This is a genomic window from Streptomyces sp. NBC_00203 (assembly GCF_045206325.1).
GTDB classification, from domain to species: Bacteria; Actinomycetota; Actinomycetes; order Streptomycetales; family Streptomycetaceae; genus Streptomyces; species Streptomyces lutosisoli.
Genome location: NZ_CP108126.1, coordinates 7,318,922 through 7,342,194 on the forward strand (window position 1 = coordinate 7,318,922; position 23,273 = coordinate 7,342,194).

The window sequence follows — 23,273 nt, forward strand, 5'->3', positions numbered from 1 at the left end:
GGGGCGCGGGGAACTGCGCAATCTTTTGGGGGTCTGGGGGCGGAGCCCCCAGGGATGGGACGGGTAGGGGCGGCGGGGGCGAAGACCCTCGTCAGGTGTCCCCCGACGCCAGCGCCATCCCCAGTGGTGTGCGCTCGTACAGGACCTGGTGTCCGTAGCGGCGCGAGATGAGCAGGCCCGTGTCACGCAGGGCCGTGAGGTGGGCCGACACCGAGGACGGTGCGAGACCGAGACGGTGCGACAGGGCCGTCGTGGTGGCGGGTTCGTCCAGGGATGTGAGGACGGTGGCCCGGCCGCGGCCTAGGAGTCGTACGAGAGCGTCGGACGTGTGGTGCGAAGGCTCGGCCCAGAGGCCGCCGATGCCACGGGCCGGATAGGCGAGGGTCGGCTGCCAGGGCGGATCGAAGGAGCTGACCACGTCCGGCCAGATGAAGACGCTCGGCATCAGGACCAGGCCCTGCCCCGCGAGCTCCCGCTCGTGCCGGCCCTTCCATTCGATGGCCAGCGTGTGGGACTGCCATCCGAACCGCCGGTCGATCTCCGGCAGCAGCCCGCCCAGCCCGACCTCCGCGAGCCGCCGGGAGTGGAACGCGACATCCGCCTCCAGCAGGGCACGCAGCCGCGGCCAGTCCGGTTCAAGAAGCGTGTGCCAGGCGGTCTCCATCAGGTCGGCCAGCTCCTGGACCATGCGCACCGGGTCCTTCAGCAGGGCCCGGCCCCGGGACGATTCGAGGGCGCCCGGGGTGTCCGCGAGCGACCTCGCGGTTTCCTCCCGGGCCGCCTCCGGGTCGGCCGCGCGGACCGCGGCGATCTCCTCCTCGAAGGTGGCCGCCGGCCCGATCGGGGGCGGGCCGAGCCAGTCGGGGGAGTAGCCGGTCTGCGGCATCAGGAGCCACAGGGGCGCGAGGTCGAGTCCGGCGGCCGCCGTGCGGATACGGCGCAGCCAGTGCGCCTGGTAGCCGTGCCGCGCGGGGCGGTTGAGCGTGCGTACCGCCTCCTGCGTCTCCCACAGGGGCGACACCGCGAAGCGGCAGTTGAGGAGGTCGTCCTCCTCGAAGTGCAGAAGCGACGGCACACGCACCCCCTGGAATGCCCGAAGACGACTGAAGACGACTGAAGACGACTGAAGAGCAAAGATTCGGCTGTCGCCGAAACTCTACGGCGGCGGGCGAGCGCGCGTGCACCCTGCTGCACATGCCACAAGCCCCCGAAACCACCGGTTACCGCCCCCTCTTCGCCGTACGCGAGTTCCGTGCCGTCTTCGTCGCGCACGCGTTCTCGGTCCTCGGGCTCGTGGTCAGTGAGATCGCCCTGTCCGTCCTCGTCTACGACCTGACGGGCTCTCCGCTGATGAGCGCCCTGACGTTCGCGCTCGGCTTCCTCCCCTATCTCATCGGAGGGACCCTCCTCGCCGGCCTGGCGGACCGCTTCCCGGTCCGTCGGGTCCTGGTGGTGTGCGACCTGGTGTGCGCGGGGTGCGTGGGCGTGATGGTGGTGCCGGGCGCGCACATCGCGGTGCTGCTGGCCATGCGCTGCGCGCTCGCCATGGTCGCCCCGTTGTTCCAGGGGGCGCGGACGGCGACGCTCACCGATGTCCTCGGCGACGGAGAGCTGTTCGTGCTGGGCCGCTCCCTGCTGCGGATCGTCGCGCAGGGCGCGCTGCTCGCCGGGTTCGGGCTCGGCGGTGTGCTGCTCGGCGTCGTACCGCCGCGTGGTGCGCTGCTCATCACCGTGTGCACCTTCCTGGCCTCCGCCGCGCTGCTGCGGTTCGGCACCCGGCGGCGGCCCGCGCGGGCTCGTCGAGGCCAGGCGCTGGTGCGGGACTCGCTCCGCGGCACCCGGCGGATCCTCGCCGACCGGCGCGTGCGCGTGCTGCTCCTGCTGTTCTGGGTGCCGCCGATGTTCGCCGTCGCGCCGGAGGCCCTGGCCGCGCCGTACGCCGATGGGCTCGGCACCGGATCGGCCGGGCTCGGCCTGCTGATGTGCGCGCTGCCGGTCGGCGCGATCGCGGGTGAGCTGTACGCGGGGTCGAGGCTGCGGCCCGCGACCCGTACCCGGCTCGCCCTGCCGCTCGTCAGCGTCACGTTGCTGCCGTACGCCGGGTACGCGCTGCGGCCCGGGCTCGCCGGGTCGCTGGTCCTGCTGCTGCTCGCGGGCGCCGGATCGGCGTACTCGCTCGGGCTGGACCAGTGGTTCGTGGCGGCGGTGCCCGAGGAGGTGCGCGGGCGGGCCATGACCTTGAACACCGCCGGGCTGATGACCGTGCAGGGGGTGGGGATGGCGCTGTCGGGGACCGTGGCGGAGTTCGCCGGGGTGCGGGCGACGGTCGCGGGCGCCGGGGTGGTCGGCACCGTCTGCTGTCTGATCCTGGCGGTGGAGGCGCGGCGTACGGAAGGGGCTGAAGCCCCGGTCCCGCAGGGGTCCGCGACCGAAACGCGAGACGGGGCTGACCGCGATATGACCGGCCGGTAAGGTCTTTCGCGTGCCGAAGCCGCTCAGTCTTGCCTTCGATCCCATCGCCCGCGCCGACGAACACTGGAAGCAGCGCTGGGGATCCGTGCCGTCCATGGCCGCGATCACCTCGATCATGCGCGCGCACCAGATCCTGCTCGCCGAGGTGGACGCGGTCGTCAAGCCGTACGGACTGACCTTCGCGCGGTACGAGGCGCTGGTGCTGCTCACCTTCTCCAAGGCGGGCGAGCTGCCGATGTCCAAGATCGGGGAGCGGCTCATGGTGCACCCGACGTCCGTCACGAACACCGTCGACCGGCTGGTGACGTCCGGGCTCGTCGACAAGCGGCCCAACCCCAACGACGGGCGCGGCACGCTCGCCTCCATCACCGAGAAGGGCCGCGAGGTCTGCGACGCGGCCACCCGTGACCTGATGGCGATGGACTTCGGGCTCGGGGCGTACGACGCCGAGGAGTGCGCGGAGATCTTCGCGATGCTGCGGCCGCTGCGGGTCGCCGCGCGGGACTTCGAGGGCGAGTAGAGCCCCACTGACGGGACGAGCGGCGCCGCACTTCGAGGGCTTGTGGGGGCGGCCGAAGATCGTGCAAAAGGGGCCGTTACGCTCGTACGCATGAAGAAGAGCGTGCTGACCCGCTACCGCGTGATGGCCTACGTCACCGGTGTGCTGCTGGTCCTGCTGACCCTCGGCGTGATCGCCAAGTACCTGCTCGACATGGACGGTGCCGTGGACTTCACCCGCATCGTCGCCATCGCGCACGGCTGGCTGTACGTCGTGTACCTGATCTTCGCCTTCGACCTGGGCTCCAAGGCGAAGTGGCCGGTCGGCAAGCAGCTGTGGGTGCTGCTGGCCGGGACGATCCCCACGGCCGCCTTCTTCGTGGAGCGCAAGATCTCCCGCGAGCTGGAGTCCAAGGTCACGGACGGCTCTCCCGCGGTCGCCAAGGCGTAAACCTCACCGCCGTACGGCAACGTACGGCGGTTTGCCATCGACATTTACTAGGACGTCCTAGTAAATTCGAGGGTATGGACGCTGACGCCATCGAGGAGGGCCGCCGACGCTGGCAGGCCCGCTATGACGCTTCGCGCAAGCGCGAGGCCGACTTCACCACGCTCTCCGGTGACCCCGTGGAGCCCGTGTACGGGCCGCGGCCCGGGGACGAGTACGAGGGCTTCGAGCGGATCGGCTGGCCGGGCGAGTACCCCTTCACCCGCGGCCTCTATCCGACCGGCTACCGAGGGCGTACGTGGACCATCCGGCAGTTCGCCGGGTTCGGCAACGCCGAGCAGACCAACGAGCGCTACAAGATGATCCTCGCCAACGGCGGCGGCGGCCTCTCCGTGGCCTTCGACATGCCCACGCTCATGGGGCGCGACTCCGACGACCCGCGCTCGCTCGGCGAGGTCGGGCACTGCGGGGTCGCGATCGACTCGGCGGCCGACATGGAGGTCCTGTTCAAGGACATCCCGCTGGGTGACGTCACGACCTCGATGACCATCAGTGGTCCGGCCGTTCCCGTCTTCTGCATGTACCTGGTCGCGGCCGAGCGGCAGGGCGTCGACCCCGCCGTGCTGAACGGCACGCTCCAGACCGACATCTTCAAGGAGTACATCGCGCAGAAGGAGTGGCTCTTCCAGCCCGAGCCGCACCTTCGCCTCATCGGGGACCTGATGGAGCACTGCGCCGAGAAGATCCCCGCGTACAAGCCGCTGTCCGTCTCCGGGTACCACATCCGGGAGGCGGGCTCCACGGCCGCGCAGGAGCTGGCGTACACGCTGGCGGACGGTTTCGGGTACGTGGAGCTCGGGCTGTCGCGCGGACTCGACGTGGACGTCTTCGCGCCCGGTCTCTCCTTCTTCTTCGACGCGCACCTCGACTTCTTCGAGGAGATCGCCAAGTTCCGGGCGGCGCGGCGGATCTGGGCCCGCTGGATGCGGGACGTGTACGGCGCCCGGTCCGAGAAGGCGCAGTGGCTCCGCTTCCACACGCAGACGGCCGGTGTCTCACTGACCGCCCAGCAGCCGTACAACAACGTCGTCCGTACGGCGGTGGAGGCGCTCGCGGCGGTGCTGGGCGGCACGAACTCCCTCCACACCAACGCCCTGGACGAGACGCTCGCGCTGCCGTCCGAACAGGCCGCGGAGATCGCCCTGCGTACGCAGCAGGTGCTGATGGAGGAGACCGGCGTCGCCAACGTGGCCGACCCGCTGGGTGGTTCCTGGTACGTGGAGCAGCTCACCGACCGGATCGAGGCCGACGCGGAGAAGATCTTCGAGCAGATCAGGGAGCGGGGGCTGCGGGCGCATCCCGACGGACAGCACCCGATCGGGCCGGTCACCTCCGGGATTCTTCGGGGGATCGAGGACGGGTGGTTCACCGGGGAGATCGCGGAGTCGGCGTTCCAGTACCAGCGGGCGCTCGAGAAGGGCGACAAGCGGGTGGTGGGTGTCAATGTCCACCATGGGTCCGTGACCGGGGATCTGGAGATTCTTCGGGTCAGTCATGAGGTGGAGCGGGAGCAGGTGCGGGTGCTGGGGGGTCGTAAGGCGGGGCGGGACGAGGGGGATGTGCGGGGGGCTCTCGATGCGATGCTCGCTGCCGCGCGGGACGGGTCGAACATGATTGGGCCCATGCTGGACGCGGTGCGGGCCGAGGCGACGCTGGGTGAGATCTGTGACGTCCTGCGGGACGAGTGGGGCATCTACACGGAGCCGGCGGGCTTCTGAGCGCCTTTCCTCGCCCCCGCCGCCCCTACCCGTCCCATCCGTTCCTGGGGGCTGCGCCCCCAGACCCCCCTAAAAGATTGCGCAGTTCCCCGCGCCCCTGAAAAGACTGGGGTTGTTCGTCGGGTGCGGGGCTGTGGGGGTTGCTCGCGCAGTTCCCCGCGCCCCTAAAGACAAAAGACCCGGGGCGGGCGTGGGATCGCGGGGCGCAGCCCCGCGCCTTCAGGGGCGCGGGGAACTGCGCGACCAGCCCCCACCCACCCGCAGTCAAAGAACCGGCCTACGGGGTCTGGGGCGGAGCCCCAGGAACGGGATGGGACGGGTAGGGGCGGCGGGGGCGAAGAGACCCGGTCAGGGCTGGGCTGTTGCGCCCGTCAGGCCCAGGAGCAGTACTCGGGTGAGGCTGCGGACCCACTCCTCGTCCGCCGGCTCCGCGCTGACGAGGGTGCGATGGACCACGGCGCCGGCGACCATGTCGAAGATGAGGTCGGCGGTGCGGGCGGCGGTGGCCGGGTCGGACTCCGAGGGGAGTTCGCCGCGGGCGGTGGCGCGGGCGCGGCCCTCCACGACGAGGCGTTTCTGACGGTCGACGATCGACGTACGGATGCGTTCGCGGAGAGGTTCGTCGCGGGTGGACTCCGCCACCACCGCCATCAGCGCCGTCTTCGCCTCCGGACGGCCCAGAATCGCCGCGAACTGCAGCACCACGCCCTCGATGTCGGCGGCCAGACTGCCCCGGTCGGGGAGCTCCAGCTCGTCGAAGAGCACGGCCACCGCGTCGACCACGAGTTCGTTCTTGCCCGCCCAGCGGCGGTAGAGGGTCGTCTTGGCGACCCCGGCGCGGGTCGCCACGTCTCCCAACGTCAGCTTGGACCAGCCCAGTTCGACCAGTGCCGCGCGCGTCGCCTCCAGGATCGCGGCGTCCGCGGCGGCACTGCGCGGGCGCCCCGTACGGGGGGCTGAAGTGCGGCTCTGCATGTCAGTGACCATATCCGGCGACGGCGGGGGTCATGGGGAGGCCGTGGCGAGGCCGTTCAGAGGTCATTCGGCGGCCAGGGCGGCCAAGGTGTGACGATAACCGGCCTTTCTGTGAAGCCGTGAGGGAGATCACCGGGGAAGGGGCGTCAGCGGTGCCCGGAGACAGTTACGCTACAGGTCGTAGCGAAAGCTGGTGCACAGGAATGTGCGCCAGTCACAGTCGCAGCGACAACCACTGGCGCCAGGTGGGGACCCGGCGCCCAGCGAGACCGATCAAGACGTAACTGGCCTGGCTTTCACCACGCTTTTCACACGTGCGCGCGGAAGGGGGAGGATGTACTCATGCAGCCACGGAACATGTCCATGAGCGGAGTCGTCGACCTCGCCGCGGTGAAGGCGGCCCAGGAGGCCAAGGCGAAGGCGGAGCAGGCGCGCGCCGAAGCGGCCAGGCAGGGCGGCGGAGGCGGGGCCGTATCCCCCGCCAGCCTCGTCATCGACGTCGACGAGGCGGGTTTCGAGAACGAGGTCCTGCAGCGCTCCACCGAGGTCCCGGTAGTCATCGACTTCTGGGCCGAGTGGTGTGAGCCCTGCAAGCAGCTGAGCCCGGTGCTCGAGCGGCTGGCCGTCGAGTACAACGGACGCTTCGTCCTCGCCAAGATCGACGTCGACGCCAACCAGATGCTGATGCAGCAGTTCGGGGTCCAGGGGATTCCGGCGGTGTTCGCCGTCGTCGCCGGACAGGCGCTGCCGCTCTTCCAGGGAGCGGCCGGCGAGGCGCAGATCCGGGGGACCCTCGACCAGCTCGTGCAGGTCGCCGAACAGCGCTTCGGCCTCACCGGCCTGACCGTCGACCCCGATGCCGAGCCCGGCAGCGCCCCGGTGGCGCCCGAGATTCCGGCGGGACCGTACGACGCGCTCCTCGAAGCCGCCGTGCAGGCCCTGGACGCGGGTGACTTGGGCGGTGCCGTCCAGGCGTACAAGAACGTACTGAGCGACGACCCGGGCAACATGGAGGCCAAACTGGGCCTCGCCCAGGCCGAGTTGCTCCAGCGGGTGCAGAGCGCCGATCCGCAGCAGGTGCGCAAGGACGCCGCCGAGAAGCCCGGCGACGTACAGGCGCAGATCGCCGCGGCCGACCTGGACCTCGTGGGCGGGCATGTCGAAGACGCGTTCGGGCGGCTCATCGACGCGGTGGGGCGTACGGCGGGCGACGACCGTGATGCCGTACGACTGCGGCTGCTCGAACTGTTCGAGGTGGTCGGGGCCGATGATCCGCGGGTGACCGCGGCGCGCCGGGCGTTGGCCAGGGCGCTCTTCTGACCTGTTCTTAAACGTCGGGGCTTGTGATGCCCAGGTGAAAGATTGGCCGCCAGAGCGACATGTGGCCGCGCTTTACCAAATCTTGGTAAACGCGGCCGCTGTTACTTGGAGTAAGTCTGGGGCCTTGATCTGTCGGATTCCGTCCAGGGATCGGCCGTTTTGCCCCCCGGGGTCACGCCACCCTGCGTCGCCGACCGATACCGACGGGTCGTTGTTCGGTTATCCCCCCGTTACTAGCGAGTAACGAACCCCCTTGTGCGGGCGGCGAGAATGCACCACGATCGGCGACGCTCGGTCCATTACCCCTACTCCGACAGCCAATCGGGTCAAGGGGTTTTCTGGGTCCCCACCGAGTAGAGCCGATGGTTGTGTCGCCGGCTCTTGGGCAGGGGGGTCTTTGCCAAACGGCAGAGCCTGCCCAGCAGGTTGTGCGTGATGTGTGTCAGGCGCGACCAGTGGTTGTCGCTCGGGGGTGATCGCCAGTGAATCGGGTGTTGTTCGCACCTCCGAGGACAGGCGCTCTCCTTCCCGAGGACGTAGCACTTCTCCCATCCCTGCCCGGCTGAGCCGCCGACATGGGGCAGTCAGGGCCAGGAGATGTACGTCCGAGAAGGAGGAAATATGGAGTCCCAGGTGCGTGGCGGGACCAGATGGAAGCGGTTCGCGGTCGTGATGGTGCCCAGCGTGGCCGCCACGGCAGCGATAGGTGTCGCCCTCGCGCAGGGCGCTCTGGCCGCGTCGTTCAGCGTTTCGGGTCAGTCGTTCAAGGTGACGGCGGACAAGCTCGACGGTACGGGCTTCGTCCAGTACGGGGCCATTGACTCGGGTTACAACCTCGACGGCACCAAGACGGCTCACCCCGTCGCCGTCTCGGGTTTCAAGACCGCGTCGCTGACCAACATGTGCCAGTCGGTGGTCACCCCGAACATCCCGCTGCTCGGCTCTGTCAGCCTGACGCTGAAGGCGGGCGGCGACGGTACGCCGGTCGAGGCCGAGAACCTTTACGTCGACATCGAGGACCTGCAGGCCAACGCAGTGTTCCGCGGCATCGACATCGGTGTTGCGGCCAAGGACGCCAGCAAGGGTCCGGGCATTTCCAAGGGCGACACGGCCAACCCCTACGGGTTCGCCCAGCAGGCCGACTCGGCCACGCTGACCGATGTCAAGCAGACGGCGTGGGCGACCACTGCCGGCACGTTCAAGCTCAGCGGCCTGAAGATGTCGCTGTCCAAGGGCGTCAAGGAGTGCTACTAGGCACTCCAGGGGCGGGCGGGGGAGCCTAGGCTGCCTCGCCCGCCCCGCTCCTTCCCGCCGTACGCGTCCTTCTCCTACGCGTACTTCTCACAGCAAAGCCGTTCCAGGGAGCTGTTTTCCATGAGCGCCGAGACTCCTGCCGCGCCCGGCCAGAACGAGCACTACCTCACCGTGTTCCGGCGGAACTTCCGCGCCTGGAGGGGCAACCGTCCGTTCTGGGCCGGACTGTTCATCCTGCTCGGCGGTTTCCCCATCGCCTACTTTCCGTACGCGCACCTCCAGGTCGGCCATCTGACGCTGGCGATGGCCACCACAGCCGGCGCGGGCTCCCTGATCATCGGCGTGCTGCTGGGCGTGCTGGGCGTCAGTCTCTGGTTCCAGAAGCACGTACGGACCTTCGCGGGTGTCGCGGCGATCCTCCTCGCGCTGGTGTCCATTCCGGTGGCCAACCTCGGCGGCTTCCTGATGGGCTTCCTGCTCGCCATGATCGGCGGCGCGATGGCGGTTGCCTGGGTGCCGGGCGAGCCCGACACGGATCCGTCCGCGTCGGGATACAAGAACGCGGGCGCCGCCTCGAAGACGCTGGACGCCCCGAACACCCCGAACACCCCGAACACCCCGGACATCGCGAACACCCCGGACAGCCCGGCCGCCGAGGCCGCTCAGCCCGAGGCCGTGTACGGCGTGGACGAGCCGAACGACCTGTACGGAACGAGCCCGGCGAACGGGGCGAACGGGAGGCACAGTGCCGGCTGACGAGGCGATCCATGGGACTGATGTGGACGAGTCCCGTGTGAGAACCGGGCCGCGGCACGCGGCCCCGAGGAAGCCGCTGTTCACCAGGTTCCACATGCCGGCCGGCAAGGCGATCGCACTGGCCGCGATGCCCACCGCGGTCCTCATGGGGATGGGGCTCACCCCGACCCTCGCCAACGCCGAGGACCACCCGACGTCCAAGAGTCTGACGGCCGACGAGTACCAGGCGTGCGTCGAGGCCGTGGACGGCACGGACGCGTCGGACTCGGCGTCGCCCTCTGCCTCCGCCTCTGCTTCCGACTCCGCCTCGCCGAGCGCGAGCGAGTCCACCGACAAGGCCACGCCGACACCCTCGGCGTCCTCGGGCACGTCCTCTTCGTCGGATTCAGGTTCCGACGACACGGCCGAGCCCACACCGTCGGCGTCCTCGTCCTCCGCGAGTACGTCGAGCAAGTCGTCGGACAGCGGTACGTCCACGGCGACCCCCTCGGCGTCCGCGAGCAGCGGCAACGTGCTGGACACCATCGGCGACGCGATCACCGACGTCCTCACGGGCGGCGACGACTCCTCGACGAGCTCCAGCCCCACGCCGTCCGCCACGGCCAGCGCGAGTGCGAGCGCGAGCGAGGACACGTCCGACAGCACCTCCGACACCGTCAAGGACACGACCGACAAGGTCACCGAGACGGTCAAGGACACCGTGAAGGACACCACCGACACGGCGTCCAAGGCGGCCTCGGACACCACGGACACGGTGACGAAGGCGGCCGACGCGGCCACCGCGTCCCCGAGCCCCTCCGCGAGCTCCACGACGGACGCGTCGGACTGCCCGGTCGCGACCGACGACGAGGGCGGCGTCGACAACCCGGTCACCCTGCCCGACGACCCCTGGTACCTGAACGCCAGCTCCCTGCTGCTCAAGGGCGCCGACTACCAGGGCATAGTCAAGGTGAAGACGGCCAACGGATCGACCAAGAAGGTCCTGAAGTACGTCATCTCCGACGGCACGGACATCGGCGATCTGCACCAGACGGTGAACGACAAGCAGTCCGGCAAGACCTACCACGTGCAGGCGGCCAGCGGCTCGACGTCCACCATCCGTGACGGCGAAACGATCATGTACACGGAGAGCATCTCCGGCAACCTGTTCGGTCTGATCCCGATCACGTTCAGCCCGGACAACCCTCCGCCGCTGAACATCCCGCTGATCTACTTCACCAAGGTGAAGGTCGTCCAGGCCGGTCAGTTCGGCGGCACGCTGACCATCCCCGGGCTGCACTCCTACCAGGACTGAGCGCCCCCCAGACCCGTCCGGGAGCCGCAAATACACTGAGGGCGCCCCCTGTTCGCAGGGGGCGCCCTCAGTGGCGTACGGGGACCGGGGGTCAGGCGTGGTCGCTCTCGCCCAGGTGGTGCACCCGGACCATGTTGGTGGTGCCGGGGACGCCGGGGGGCGAACCCGCGGTCATCACGACGACATCGCCGTCGTTGAAGCGCTTGAGCTTCTGGAGCTCCTGGTCGACCAGGTCGACCATCTCGTCGGTGCTGTTCACGAACGGCACGACGTGGGACTCGACGCCCCAGCTGAGCGTCAGCTGGTTGCGGGTGCCCTCGTCCGTGGTGAAGGCCAGGATCGGCTGGAGCGCGCGATAGCGGGACAGCCGGCGGGCGGTGTCACCGGACTTGGTGAAGGCCACCAGACCCTTGCCGCCGAGGAAGTCGGCGATCTCGCAGGCGGCGCGGGCGACCGAACCGCCCTGCGTGCGCGGCTTCTTGCCCGGAACCAGCGGCTGCAGGCCCTTGGAGAGCAGCTCCTCCTCGGCCGCGACGACGATCTTCGACATCGTCTTCACGGTCTCGATCGGGTACGCGCCCACGCTCGACTCGGCCGACAGCATGACCGCGTCCGCGCCGTCCAGGATCGCGTTGGCGACGTCGGAGGCCTCGGCGCGCGTCGGACGGGAGTTGGTGATCATCGACTCCATCATCTGGGTCGCGACGATCACCGGCTTGGCGTTGCGGCGGCACAGCTCCACGAGGCGCTTCTGCACCATCGGGACCTTCTCCAGCGGGTACTCGACGGCCAGGTCGCCACGGGCCACCATCACCGCGTCGAACGCCGCGACGACGCCCTCCATGTGCTCGACCGCCTGCGGCTTCTCCACCTTGGCGATGACGGGGACCCGGCGGCCCTCCTCGTCCATCACCTTGTGGACGTCGTTCACGTCGTTGGCGTCGCGCACGAAGGACAGGGCGACCATGTCGCAGCCCATCCTCAGGGCGAAGCGCAGGTCCTCGACGTCCTTCTCCGACAGCGCGGGCACGTTCACGGCCGCGCCGGGCAGGTTGATGCCCTTGTGGTCGGAGATCACGCCGCCCTCGATGACGACCGTCTTGACCTGCGTACCGTCGACCTCGACGACCTTCAGCTCGACGTTGCCGTCGTTGATGAGGATCGGGTCGCCCTTGGAGACATCGCCGGGCAGACCCTTGTAGGTCGTGCCGCAGATGGTCTTGTCGCCGGGCACGTCCTCGACGGTGATGGTGAACTCGTCACCACGCTCCAGCTCGACGGGACCCTCGGCGAAGGTCTCCAGGCGGATCTTCGGGCCCTGGAGGTCGGCGAGCACACCGATGGCCTTGCCGGTCTCGGCCGAGGCGGCCCGGACGCGGTCGTACCGCCCCTGGTGCTCTTCGTGCGTGCCGTGGCTGAAGTTGAAGCGGGCCACATTCATGCCGGCTTCGATCAGCGCGACGAGCTTCTCGTGGGAGTCGACCGCGGGGCCGAGAGTACAGACGATTTTCGAACGGCGCATGGGGCGATCCTATCGGTTTGTTTCGCTACGGAATATTCCGTCTGGTGGAAGATACAAATGGGCGGGCAGGTGCTCAGGCGTTGCCCTTCCGGGCTCAGTCATCGCGTCCTCCGGGATCCGGCATTGCCCTCTCCGACCAGCGCATACGTCTGTGTGGCGATCTCCAGTTCCTCGTCCGTCGGCACCACGGCGACCGCGACGCGCGCGGACCGCGGCGAGATGAGCCGCGGCTCGTCGCTGCGTACGGCGTTCAGGTCGCTGTCGACCGTGAGACCCAGTTCCTCCAGGCCGGCGATCGCGGCCTCGCGCACCGGGGCGGCGTTCTCGCCCACTCCGGCGGTGAAGGCGATGGCGTCCACCCGGCCGAGGACCGCGTAGTAGGCGCCGATGTACTTCTTCAGGCGGTGGATGTAGATGTCGAAGGCGAGCCGCGCCCGCTCGTCACCCTCGTCGACACGACGGCGGATCTCCCGCATGTCGTTGTCGCCGCACAGACCGATCAGGCCGCTCTTCTTGTTGAGCAAAGTGTCGATCTCGTCTGTGGACATCCCGCCAACACGCATCAAATGGAAGATGACCGCGGGATCCATGTCACCGGAGCGGGTCCCCATCACGAGCCCCTCCAGCGGTGTGAGCCCCATGGAGGTGTCCACGCACCGGCCGCCGCGCACGGCCGACGCCGAAGCCCCGTTGCCCAGGTGCAGCACGATGACGTTCACGTCCTGTGGCGCCTTGCCCAGGAGCTCAGCCGTCGCCCGGGACACATAGGCGTGCGAGGTGCCGTGGAAGCCGTACCGGCGGATGCGGTGCTCGTCGGCGGTCTTCACGTCGATCGCGTAGCGCGCCGCCGACTCCGGCATCGTCGTGTGGAAGGCGGTGTCGAAGACGGCGACCTGGGGGAGGTCGGGGCGCAGCGCCATGGCGGTACGGATGCCCGTGAGGTTCGCCGGGTTGTGCAGCGGAGCCACCGGGATCAGCCGCTCGATCTCGGCGAGCACGGAGTCGTCGATGACGGTCGGGTCGGTGAAGGTCTTCCCGCCGTGCACGACCCGGTGGCCGATCGCCGCCAGCTCGGGGGAGTCCAGACCGAGCCCGTCCTTGGCCAGCTCCGCCGCGACGGCCTTGAGGGCGGCCTCGTGGTCGGCGATGGGGGCGATCTGCTCGCGGGACTCCCCGCCGGTCAGCGGGGTGTGCTTCAGCCGGGAGGTCTCCTCGCCGATCCGCTCGACGAGGCCCGCGGCCAGCCGGCTGCCGTCACGCATGTCGAGCAGCTGGTACTTCACCGACGACGAGCCGGAGTTGAGTACGAGGACGCGGGTGGCGCGGGTGGCGGTCACTGCTGGAAAGCCTTCTGGTCGGAGGTCTGGGCCTGGATCGCCGTGATGGCGACGGTGTTGACGATGTCCTGGACGAGCGCGCCCCGGGACAGGTCGTTGACGGGCTTGCGCAGACCCTGCAGAACCGGACCGACCGCGATCGCGCCGGCCGAGCGCTGCACGGCCTTGTAGGTGTTGTTGCCGGTGTTGAGGTCCGGGAAGATCAGCACGGACGCCTGCCCTGCGACCTCCGAGTCCGGCAGCTTGGTCGCCGCGACCGACGGCTCGACGGCCGCGTCGTACTGGATCGGCCCCTCGATCCGCCGATCGCCGCGGCGCAGCCGCACCAGCTCGGTCGCCTCGCGCACCTTGTCGACGTCGGCGCCGGAACCGGACGTACCCGTCGAGTACGACAGCATCGCGATCCGCGGTTCGACGCCGAACTGCTCGGCCGTGGTGGCCGACTGGATGGCGATGTCGCAGAGCTGCTCGGCGTTCGGGTCCGGGTTCACGGCGCAGTCGCCGTAGACGAGGACCTTGTCGGCGAGGCACATGAAGAAGACGGACGAGACGATCTTCGAGTCCGGCCGGGTCTTGATGATCTCGAAGGCGGGCCGGATGGTGGCGGCCGTGGAGTGCACCGAACCCGACACCATGCCGTCGGCGAGGCCCTCCTGCACCATCAGCGTGCCGAAGTAGTTCACGTCGGCGACGACGTCGTACGCCAGCTCCACGGTGACGCCCTTGTGGGCGCGCAGCTTGGAGTACTTCTCGGCGAAGGAATCCCGCAGCGGCGAGGTCTGCGGGTCGATGAGCTGGGTGGCGCCGAGGTCGATGCCCAGGTCGGCGGCCTTCTTGCGGATCTGGTCGACCGGGCCGAGCAGCGTCAGGTCGCAGACCCCCCGGCGCAGCAGCACCTCGGCGGCGTGCAGGACACGCTCCTCGGTGCCCTCGGGGAGGACGACACGGCGCTTGTCGGAGCGGGCCTGCTCCAGCAGCTTGTGCTCGAACATCATCGGCGTGACCCGGTCACTGCTCGGCGCGGACACCCGCTTCAGCAGGTCACTGGTGTCCACATACCGCTCGAACAGGCCGAGCGCCGTCTCCGCCTTGCGGGGCGTGGCCGCGTTCAGCTTCCCCTCCAGGCCGAAGAGTTCGGTCGCGGTCGGGAAGGAGTTACCGGCCACGGAGACGACGGGAGTGCCCGGCGCGAGGCGGGCCGCGAGGGTGAGGATCTCGTCGCTGGGCCGCTCGTTCAGGGTGAGCAGCACACCGGCGATCGGGGGAGTGCCGGCGCTGTGCGCGGCGAGCGAGCCGACGACGAGGTCGGCGCGGTCGCCCGGGGTGACCACGAGACACCCGGGGGTCAGCGCGTTCAGGAAGTTCGGCAGCATCGCGCCACCGAAGACGAAGTCCAGCGCGTCACGGGCCAGCCCCGCGTCGTCGCCGAGGAGCACCTTGCCGCCGAGGGCCTGGGTGATCTGCGAGACGGTGGGCGCGGACAGCGCGGGCTCGTCCGGGAGGACGTAACAGGGCACGGGAAGACGGCTGTCGAGCCGCTCAAGTATTACGGCGCGGTCGGCGGCGGCCACCCGGTTCACGATCATGGCGAGAACGTCGCAGCCGAGACCGTCGTAGGCGCGGTAGGCGTTGCGCGTCTCGGCGCGTACGGACTCGGCGGTCTGGCCCCGGCCGCCGACGACCGGGATGACCGAGGCGCCGAACTCGTTCGCCAGCCGTGCGTTGAGCGCCAGCTCGTCGGGGAACTGGGTGTCGGCGTAGTCGGTGCCGAGGACGAGGACGACGTCGTAGTCCCGCGCGACCGCGTGGAAGCGGTTCACCAGCGAGGAGACCAGCTCGTCCGCGCCCTGCTCGGCCTGGAGCGCGGACGCCTCGTGGTAGTCCATGCCGTACACCGTCGACGGGTCCTGCGCCAGCCGGTAGCGGGAGCGCAGCAGCTCGAAGAGGCGGTCCGGGCCGTCGTGCACGAGCGGACGGAACACCCCCACCCGGTCGACCTGGCGGGTCAGGAGCTCCATGACCCCCAGCTCGACGACCTGGCGGCCGTCGCCGCGGTCGATCCCGGTCACGTACACGCTGCGCGTCACGCGTGCTCCATCCGTTTCGTTTCGTCTCGTCTTTGTCTGCGTCGGTCTTCGTCGCGAGGTGGTGATTTGCGGCTCGGAAAAATGGCCCGCTGACGTGAGCAGAACCCTCTTGACAATACCTCTGCGGGTAGCTACGGCGCCCGCCAGGGAGAACGTCCTGGTGGAGTGGGTGGGAGCGGCGGTGCCCTGTGGGCCGTGAAACAATCGGATTGGCTCACCGGTACCAACAGCGAGCAGGAGACACAGCACGATGCGCATCGGAGTTCTCACCGCAGGCGGCGACTGCCCGGGCCTGAACGCAGTGATCCGATCGGTCGTGCACCGAGCGGTCACCAACTTCGGGGACGAGGTCGTCGGCTTCGAGGACGGCTACGCCGGCCTGCTCGAAGGCCACTACCGCACCCTCGACCTGGACGCGGTCAGCGGCATCCTCGCCCGTGGCGGCACCATTCTCGGCTCTTCCCGCCTCCAGCGCGACCGGCTCCGCGAGGCCTGCGAGAACGCGCAGGACATGGCCCGCGAATTCGGCATCGACGTGCTCATCCCGATCGGCGGCGAGGGCACGCTGACCGCCGCGCGCATGCTGTCGGACGCGGGCCTGCCGGTCGTCGGCGTCCCCAAGACGATCGACAACGACATCTCCTCGACGGACCGCACCTTCGGCTTCGACACGGCGGTGGGCGTGGCCACGGAGGCCATGGACCGCCTCAAGACGACGGCCGAATCCCACCAGCGCGTGATGGTCGTCGAGGTCATGGGCCGGCACGCCGGCTGGATCGCCCTGGAGTCCGGCATGGCCGCCGGCGCCCACGGCATCTGCCTGCCCGAGCGCGCCTTCGACCCGGCCGACCTGGTCAAGATGGTCGAGGAGCGCTTCGCCCGTGGCAAGAGGTTCGCGGTCGTCTGCGTCGCCGAGGGCGCCCACCCCGCCGAGGGCACCATGGACTACGGCCACGGCGAGATCGACCAGTTCGGCCACGAGCGCTTCCAGGGCATCGGCGCGGCCCTCGCGTACGAGCTGGAGCGCCGCCTCGGCAAGGAGGCCAAGCCGGTCATCCTCGGCCACATCCAGCGCGGCGGCACGCCGACCGCGTACGACCGCGTACTCGCCACCCGCTTCGGCTGGCACGCGGTCGAGGCCGCGCACCGGGGCGAGTTCGGCAAGATGACGGCGCTGCGGGGCACGGACGTCATGATGGTGCCGCTGCACGAGGCGGTCACTGAGCTGAAGACGGTGCCAAAGGATCGGATGGACGAGGCGGAGTCGGTTTTCTAGTAGGCGGCTACTAGTGCGTATCTAGCGCGTACTAGGGTCTGTTGCGAAAGTGGATCATGAGTCGTGGTCGGCTCGGGCGGCTGTCTGGTCTGACCAGCCCCGCGACAGGGGGAGACGGCCGGATCGGAGCGTGTCGCGCTGTTCGGTCACCCATTGCTCAACCTGATCTACGGATTCCGCGACAGGCTGGTCCGTAGTGTCGAGCAGGTGGGTGCACCATCGCTGATCGTCGGCGGTCCACCCGGTCCAGCGGTGCCAGGCCATACGGGGCCAGCTGTCGTCGATGATGGCGTCGGGTCGGTATCGGGGATCCTCAGCGTGCTTGCGATGCCAGGCGGCCCAGCCGAGGAAGGCGTCAACCGCCGGAGCGTCCCACCGGTCCGAGTCGCGCTTGGTGAGCCTGCCGCGCCGGAGCTCGTCGGACACGTCGACCAGACAGACCGCGATGCCATCTAGCAACGGGGCGGAGGGGCTGGCCAGGACCTCTCCCAGCGGGGACTGCCCGGTCAGCAGGAGGTCGACTCCACGGGCCTGGTACTCCAGCGCACGCCGCACCCACATCTCGGTCATGCGGTTTCGCCACTGGCGATCGGCGCCTTCCGGTACGCCGAGCTCGTCGAAGTCGTGCACGGCGAGCCGCCCCAGCCGCTCGCTCACGGGGTAAGCGAGCGTGGTCTTGCCCGAACAGCTGGAACCGGTCAGTTTGAGCAGCATCTCACCAGGGTGGCAGGTCAGTGGTGGTGTCCTCGAAAGGTTTTCCCAGGAACTTTCTGCCCCCGCTCCGGCTTGTCACAGCCACTCGTTGATGGCAGCGACCTGTACGGTCGCTTCGTAGCGGACGGCCAGCTTGTCGTATCTCGTCGCCACCGCACGGTGCCTCTTCAGCCGATTGATCCCGCACTCCACCGCGTGTCGCTCGCGATAGTCGACCTTGTCGAACTTCGGCGGTCGGCCGCCTCGGGAGCCGAGCTTCTTGCGATTGCGGACCTGGTCAGCTTTCTCCGGGATCGTGCAGCCGATGCCACGTCTGCGCAGGTAAGCGCGGTTCGCTCGGGAGCCGTAAGCCTTATCGGCCCGCACCTTGTCCGGCCGGGTGCGCGGCCGGCCCCGACCCATCCGGGGCACCCGTATGGCCTCCAGTACCGGCTGGAACTGCGGGCTGTCATGCCGATGCCCGGCGGTGACGATGAGTGAGAGGGGCTTTTGACCCTGCTCGACCGCCAGGTGCAACTTGGTGGTCAATCCGCCGCGCGAACGCCCGAGGCCGTGGTCGTCGGGCTCGGTGTCGACCCCGCCGGGAGACTCCTTCTGCGCTGCCCCTTTTTACGCGCCCCGGCGGCGTGCTGGTGCGCCCGGGCGATGGTGGAGTCCACGCTGACGTCCCATGTGATGAGGCCCTTCGCGTCGGCTTCGGCCTGGAGCTGCTCGAAGATCCGCTTCCAGGTGCCGTTGCGCTGCCAACGACGGAACAGGTCGTAGGCCCGGTCCCACGGCCCGTACCGGTCCGGAACGTCCCGCCACGGCGCACCGGTCCTGGTCCGCCAGCGTATGCCGTCAATCAACTGCCGACGCGTCCACGTCGGCGGCCGCCCCGGCTTCTTGCCCAGCGGCAGCAACGGCTCCAGCCGAGCCCACTGGCCATTCGTCAGATCTCCACGCCCCACGGCGCTTGATCATCCACGACCTTGATCCACTTTCGCAACAGACCCTAGTACGTGCTTCTTTGGACCATCGACCAAAAGTGATCGACGATCCGGTCGAGGAAGTCCCGGCCGGACTCGCTGGAGTCGGCGGCTGCCGAGCCGCCGCCCCAGCTCAGGGTGGCGACCATCTGCCCCTGGTAGTCCGTGTGCATCTCCTCCAGGACGTTCTCCAGGAGGTGCCGGTCCAGGGGCACCATCTTGGCGATCGGCCGCACGTACGCCTGCCAGCGCGTCGTCATCGCGCTGCGCAGCAGCTCCGCGAGCTTGTCGTCGCGCCCTGTCACCGTGATGAAGTCGGGCAGCGAGAGGTCGAGGACGTCGGCGAGCGTGGCCGACTGCCGTTCGTTGCCACGCCACTCGTCGGACTCTTCCATTCGCTGGTACGCGAGGAGTTCGAGGCCTACGGTGCGGGCGACGTCCTCCGGGGCGAGGCCGCGGGAGACGCGGTGCTCGCGCAGGGTGCGGGGGGCGCCGATGAGTTCGCCCGGGGAGCACCACAGGACGCCGGCGAGGGCCGTGAGTTCCGGGCCGCTCGGGGCGGTGATGCCGCGTTCCCAGGCGGCGACGAGGTCGGGTGTGACGTACGGCAGGCCGTATGAGGCTCTCATTCCGTACGCGACGTGCTCGGGCCCCATTCCGAGCGCCGCGCGCAGTTTGCGGGCGGCGGGGGCGTTGAAGGGCGGGGTGGGCTGATGGGCTTGCGGTCGCTGCACGCGCACAAAGTATGGGTCCGGGGCAGCGGTGACTACGGTCTGTTCGGCCACAATTACAGATTGTAGGAACATACGGTTCCGGCCGCGGGCCGGGTTCGGGCGTGGTTTTTCGCCCCCGCCGCCCCTACCCGTCCCATCCCCAGGGGCTCTGCCCCTTCGACCCCGTTGCGTTGTGTGTCGGGTGCGGGTGGGTGGGGGCTGGGCTAAAAGATCGCGCAGTTCCCCGCGCCCCTTAAGGGGCGGGGGGATCGCGGGGCGAAGCCCCGCGCCTTCAGGGGCGCGGGGAACTGCGCGAGCAACCCCCACCGCCCCGCAGCCGACGAACCACCCTTTTAAGGGGCGCGGGGAACCGCGCAATCTTTTAGGGGGGTCTGGGGGCGCAGCCCCCAGGTACGGATGGGACGGGTAGGGGCGGCGGGGGCGAGGAAACCGGGCGGGGTGTCAGCCGGTGTAGGTGGCCAGGGTTTTTGTGAAGGCGTACTTCGACTGGTTGATGCCGCTGCACTCGTCGGCCTCGCTGCCGGCGGCACACGACCGGTCGCGGTTCACGGACCAGAGGGACACGCGCGCGAGGTGGTGCTTCTTCGCGTACGTCACCATCGCCTTGAAGCCGGCGACCGTGACGGTTTCCCCGTCCGAGTCGGTCACACCGTTCATCGTGGAGAACCCGACCTCGCGATACGCGGCCCCCGAAGAGATCCCGTACGCATCGGCGACCACATCCTTCAGCCCCGTCACCGCGGACTTGGTCGCCGCCACCATGTCGGTCGCCCCCTGCTCGAAGTCGAACGGCATCACGGCCCAGCCATCGACCTGCAGCCCCTTGGCGGCAGCACGCCGAACCAGGTCCGTGCCGACCGTGCCCGGCCCCTCGGGCCCACTGCCGAAGGTGACGTACACCTTCAGATCGGGATTCTTCGCCTTGACGGTCTTGAGCGCGCCGACGACCCGCTTGCGCACGGAGGACTTCGTGAACTCGGTCCCCTCGATGTCGATGTCGATCGAGCCGAGGTCGTAGGCGTCGACGACCTTCTGATATGAGGCGGCGAGCGCGGCGGCCGACCCGCACTTCTCCCCGAGCTTGGCGCCGCCGGCCCCGCCGAACGACACGGTGACGTCGCCGCCGGCCTTCCGGATGGCCTTGATGGCGGCCGCGTCGGTCCCGCCCTTCAGTCCGCGCTCACCGTCCCACTTCGGCGTGCAGGTCCCGTCCGAGAGCATGAAGGCGAGGGTGAACTGGGTGATGCCGGTGGCCGACATGACCTTGGTGGGGGAGGGTGCGTCGCCCCAACCGAGGTACAGGTAGGGGCCGTTGAGCCCGTCGGCGAGGGTCGTGGATGTTGCCGCCTCGCCTTCCGGGGCCGTGGCGAACCAGAGGCAGCCGGCAGCGAGTGCGGTGGCCGCCAGGGTGGCGAGGGGTCTGTGGCTCATGCGGGTAAAAGCTAGTTAAGCGGCATGGTCACACCAAGGTGTGGATCATGAGTTCCTTCTCAGGCGGGTGAGAAGTGAATGAGCGGTGAGCGGCAGGGCGTCGAGAGGTAGGGCGTCGAGTGGCGCCGCGGTCAGAGCCCGCCGAGCGTCAAGGTCTCGGCCACGGGCGCCCGTCCAGGCGCTCCACATCCACGTTGAACCGCTTGAGATACGCGGCCAACGCGGCGACCTCCTCCGGCTCCCAGCCCGCCATCACCTTCTCCAGGCCGCCGACGTTCTCGGCCCGCGCCGCCGCGAGGCTGCGCTCGCCCTCACTCGTGACACGGAACCTGCGGGCGATGCCGCCGTCGGGGTCCGGAATGCGTTCGACCAGGCCGGAACGGAGCATGGCCGCGGTCTGGCGGTTGAGCGTGGACGTGTCCAGGCTGAAGGCCTCGCTGAGCTCGCCGATGGACATCGGGCCTTCCACGCTGAGCCGGCTGAGCAGGGTGTACGCGCTGCGGTCCAGCAGACCGCCGCCGCGCCGGGGCCGCGGGCCGGTCAGGCTGAGATGCCGCCCGAGCACCATCGTCTCGAACTCGATCAGGTGCGTGGGCTTGTCCATACAGGTCCCCCTTTTTTCGCAGTAGTCACCCCTTGACCGCGCCGCCCAGCGCGAATCCGCCCCCCAACCGCCGGGCGATCAGCACGTACAGCAGCAGTACCGGCGTCGAGTAGATGACCGAGAACGCCGCCAGTTGCCCGTACACCACCATTCCCCGATTCCCGAAGAACTCATTGATGCTCACGGACGCCGGCATCTGGTCCGGTGTCAGCAGCAGCATGAACGGGACGAAGAAGTTCCCCCACATCATCACGAACGAGAAGACCGTCACCACGGCCACGCCCGGCCCCATCAGCGGCAGCACGATCCGTACCAGTGACTGGAAGGACGACGCCCCGTCCGTCCAGGCCGCCTCCTCCAGTTCCTTCGGCACACCGTCCATGAAGTTCTTCATCAGCCAGATGGCGAAGGGAAGTTGAGAGGCCGCGAAGAAGAAGATCGTGCCCTGCATGGTGTCGATCAGATTGACCCGCACGAACAGCGCGTACACCGGCACCATGATCGCCGTGATCGGCAGGCTCGTCGCGAAGAGGATCGTCAGGAGGAAAGGGCGGTTCAGGCGCGAGCGGAATCGCGACAGGGGATACGCCGCCAGTGCCGCGCACACCACCGTCAGCAGTGTTCCGCCCCCGCACAGGATCAGGCTGTTGAGCATCGGGGTGAAGGTGATGTCCGGCTTCAGTACGGCGTCGAAGTTGGAGAGGGTGACACCGTCAGGCACCTTCACCGTCAGGTCGGCGTGCGCGTCCAGGGCCGACAGGATCACCCAGGCGAGGGGCAGCGCGAACGCGGCCGCCAGGACCAGGAGTCCGGCATCCGCCGCCAGGCGCCGCCCTGTACGGCGGGACGTGAATGTCGTGCCACGCGTCAACAGGGCCATCTCACACCTCCGTTCGCAGCAGTCGCATATAGACCACCGAGAACAGCGAGCCGACCACCAGGAGGAGCAGCGCCACCGCCGTTCCGTACCCGATCATGCTTTTCTGGAAGGCCTGTTCGTACATGAAGAGGGGGAGGGTCTGGCTGCGATTTCCCGGGCCGCCGCGCGTCATCACCCAGATCAGACCGAAGACGGACAGCGTCTGCAGCGTGTTGAGCATGAGATTCGTGCCGATGGAACGCCTGATCATCGGCAGCGTGATGTGCCACAGGCGCCGCCAGCCGCCCGCGCCGTCGACCTCCGCCGCCTCCGTGATCTCCTTCGGGATCTCGTTCAGGGCCGCCGAGTAGACCAGCATCGAGAACGCCGTGCCCCGCCAGACATTCGCGAACGACACCGCCAGGATCGGCAGCGTGAACATCCAGTTCTGGGAGGGGAGATGGAGCCAGTCCAGGATGGCGTTCAGTGTCCCCTCGCGGCGGAAGAAGGCGTACAGCAGGAAGCCCGCGACCACCTCCGGCAGGACCCACGCCGTGATCACGATCCCGCCGACCAGCGTGCGGACCGGCTTCGAAGCGCGCTGCATCAGCGAGGCCAGCGCCAGTCCCAGCGTGTTCTGGCCGACCAGCGATGACAACACCGTGAAGACGAGGGTCAGCCAGACGGCGTTGCGGAACGCGTCGTCCCTGAACGCCGTACGGAAGTTGTCGAGGCCGACGAAGGACGAGTGGGCCTGGCCCGTCAACTGGAGGTCGGTGAAGGCGATGTACGCGCAGTAGGCGATCGGGCCCGCGAGGAAGAGGAGCAGCAGGACGACGGCCGGGGCGAGCGGAAGCGTGCGGGTGAGGGAGCGCAGGAGGCCTCCCCGGCGGGGTGGGGCGATCTTCGTGCCCACCGGGCGGACCGGGGGAACCGGGGAGGACGC

The 23,273-nt window shown here is 69.0% G+C and carries 21 protein-coding genes; 9 read left to right on the plus strand and 12 right to left on the minus strand.

The window, feature by feature from the left end; all coding sequences use genetic code 11:
- Nucleotides 1-91: 91 nt before the first annotated feature.
- The gene (locus OG975_RS32825; protein ID WP_406332918.1) at nt 92-1,075 is read right to left on the minus strand and encodes a DUF5937 family protein; all 984 of its coding nucleotides are present in this window, start codon (nt 1,073-1,075) and stop codon (nt 92-94) included.
- 119 nt (nt 1,076-1,194) lie between these two features.
- Here OG975_RS32825 and OG975_RS32830 point away from each other — a divergent pair, with 119 nt between their 5' ends.
- From OG975_RS32830 to OG975_RS32845, 4 genes are all read left to right on the plus strand, one after another.
- Entirely contained in the window at nt 1,195-2,472 is a 1,278-nt protein-coding gene (locus tag OG975_RS32830) for an MFS transporter (RefSeq protein ID WP_406332919.1), read from the plus strand.
- Nucleotides 2,473-2,482: 10 nt separating this feature from the next.
- Nucleotides 2,483-2,992 (plus strand): MarR family winged helix-turn-helix transcriptional regulator, encoded by a 510-nt coding sequence (locus OG975_RS32835; protein ID WP_406332920.1) that lies wholly within the window; start codon nt 2,483-2,485, stop codon nt 2,990-2,992.
- 90 nt (nt 2,993-3,082) lie between these two features.
- The gene (locus tag OG975_RS32840; protein WP_406332921.1) at nt 3,083-3,421 is read left to right on the plus strand and encodes a DUF3817 domain-containing protein; all 339 of its coding nucleotides are present in this window, start codon (nt 3,083-3,085) and stop codon (nt 3,419-3,421) included.
- 74 nt (nt 3,422-3,495) lie between these two features.
- Nucleotides 3,496-5,196 (plus strand): methylmalonyl-CoA mutase, encoded by a 1,701-nt coding sequence (locus OG975_RS32845; RefSeq protein ID WP_406332922.1) that lies wholly within the window; start codon nt 3,496-3,498, stop codon nt 5,194-5,196.
- Between the two features lie 348 nt (nt 5,197-5,544).
- Here the strand turns inward: OG975_RS32845 and OG975_RS32850 are convergent, their stop codons facing one another.
- The gene (locus OG975_RS32850; protein ID WP_406332923.1) at nt 5,545-6,171 is read right to left on the minus strand and encodes a TetR/AcrR family transcriptional regulator; all 627 of its coding nucleotides are present in this window, start codon (nt 6,169-6,171) and stop codon (nt 5,545-5,547) included.
- A gap of 342 nt (nt 6,172-6,513) precedes the next feature.
- On the opposite strand from OG975_RS32850, the gene OG975_RS32855 reads away from it, so the two are divergent.
- From OG975_RS32855 to OG975_RS32870, 4 genes are all read left to right on the plus strand, one after another.
- Nucleotides 6,514-7,491, plus strand: coding sequence for a tetratricopeptide repeat protein (locus OG975_RS32855; RefSeq protein ID WP_406332924.1), 978 nt, complete (start codon nt 6,514-6,516; stop codon nt 7,489-7,491).
- Between the two features lie 621 nt (nt 7,492-8,112).
- Entirely contained in the window at nt 8,113-8,745 is a 633-nt protein-coding gene (locus OG975_RS32860) for a DUF6230 family protein (RefSeq protein WP_406332925.1), read from the plus strand.
- 120 nt (nt 8,746-8,865) lie between these two features.
- Nucleotides 8,866-9,501, plus strand: a complete 636-nt coding sequence (locus tag OG975_RS32865) for a DUF6114 domain-containing protein (RefSeq protein ID WP_406332926.1) — start codon at nt 8,866-8,868, stop codon at nt 9,499-9,501.
- The gene (locus tag OG975_RS32870) at nt 9,491-10,795 is read left to right on the plus strand and encodes a hypothetical protein (RefSeq protein WP_406332927.1); all 1,305 of its coding nucleotides are present in this window, start codon (nt 9,491-9,493) and stop codon (nt 10,793-10,795) included. Before OG975_RS32865 ends, OG975_RS32870 begins: the two co-directional genes overlap by 11 nt.
- A gap of 91 nt (nt 10,796-10,886) precedes the next feature.
- Here OG975_RS32870 and pyk read toward each other — a convergent pair whose 3' ends face one another.
- The 3 genes from pyk to pta form a co-directional block, all read right to left on the minus strand.
- A complete protein-coding gene (gene pyk, locus OG975_RS32875; protein ID WP_406332928.1) occupies nt 10,887-12,317 on the minus strand; it encodes a pyruvate kinase in 1,431 nt (476 codons plus the stop codon).
- Nucleotides 12,318-12,415: 98 nt separating this feature from the next.
- Nucleotides 12,416-13,654 (minus strand): acetate kinase, encoded by a 1,239-nt coding sequence (locus tag OG975_RS32880; RefSeq protein ID WP_406332929.1) that lies wholly within the window; start codon nt 13,652-13,654, stop codon nt 12,416-12,418.
- Nucleotides 13,651-15,741, minus strand: a complete 2,091-nt coding sequence (pta, locus tag OG975_RS32885) for a phosphate acetyltransferase (protein ID WP_406332930.1) — start codon at nt 15,739-15,741, stop codon at nt 13,651-13,653. Before pta ends, OG975_RS32880 begins: the two co-directional genes overlap by 4 nt.
- Before the next feature lie 250 nt (nt 15,742-15,991).
- Here pta and OG975_RS32890 point away from each other — a divergent pair, with 250 nt between their 5' ends.
- Nucleotides 15,992-17,017: an ATP-dependent 6-phosphofructokinase gene (locus OG975_RS32890; protein ID WP_406332931.1), complete on the plus strand. Its 1,026-nt coding sequence runs from the start codon at nt 15,992-15,994 to the stop codon at nt 17,015-17,017.
- A gap of 54 nt (nt 17,018-17,071) precedes the next feature.
- Here the strand turns inward: OG975_RS32890 and OG975_RS32895 are convergent, their stop codons facing one another.
- The 7 genes from OG975_RS32895 to OG975_RS32925 form a co-directional block, all read right to left on the minus strand.
- Nucleotides 17,072-17,731 carry a hypothetical protein gene (locus tag OG975_RS32895; protein ID WP_406326905.1) on the minus strand — a complete coding sequence of 220 codons (660 nt, stop codon included), beginning with the start codon at nt 17,729-17,731 and terminating at the stop codon, nt 17,072-17,074.
- Nucleotides 17,732-17,806: 75 nt separating this feature from the next.
- Nucleotides 17,807-18,681 (minus strand): IS5 family transposase gene (locus tag OG975_RS32900; protein WP_406326904.1). Its coding sequence is split into 2 segments (ribosomal slippage): nt 17,807-18,334 and nt 18,337-18,681, totalling 873 coding nucleotides; the frame shifts between segments, so codons are not numbered across the junction.
- 44 nt (nt 18,682-18,725) lie between these two features.
- Complete coding sequence (locus OG975_RS32905) at nt 18,726-19,355, minus strand: XRE family transcriptional regulator (protein WP_406336569.1); 630 nt, start codon at nt 19,353-19,355, stop codon at nt 18,726-18,728.
- Nucleotides 19,356-19,874: 519 nt separating this feature from the next.
- On the minus strand, nt 19,875-20,864 hold the full coding sequence (locus OG975_RS32910) for a chitinase (protein WP_406332932.1): 990 nt from the start codon (nt 20,862-20,864) through the stop codon (nt 19,875-19,877).
- 148 nt (nt 20,865-21,012) lie between these two features.
- Nucleotides 21,013-21,468: a MarR family winged helix-turn-helix transcriptional regulator gene (locus OG975_RS32915; RefSeq protein WP_406332933.1), complete on the minus strand. Its 456-nt coding sequence runs from the start codon at nt 21,466-21,468 to the stop codon at nt 21,013-21,015.
- A 25-nt stretch (nt 21,469-21,493) separates the two neighbouring features.
- Complete coding sequence (locus OG975_RS32920; RefSeq protein WP_406332934.1) at nt 21,494-22,348, minus strand: carbohydrate ABC transporter permease; 855 nt, start codon at nt 22,346-22,348, stop codon at nt 21,494-21,496.
- Between the two features lies 1 nt (nt 22,349).
- Nucleotides 22,350-23,243 carry a carbohydrate ABC transporter permease gene (locus OG975_RS32925; RefSeq protein WP_406332935.1) on the minus strand — a complete coding sequence of 298 codons (894 nt, stop codon included), beginning with the start codon at nt 23,241-23,243 and terminating at the stop codon, nt 22,350-22,352.
- Nucleotides 23,244-23,273: the final 30 nt, after the last annotated feature.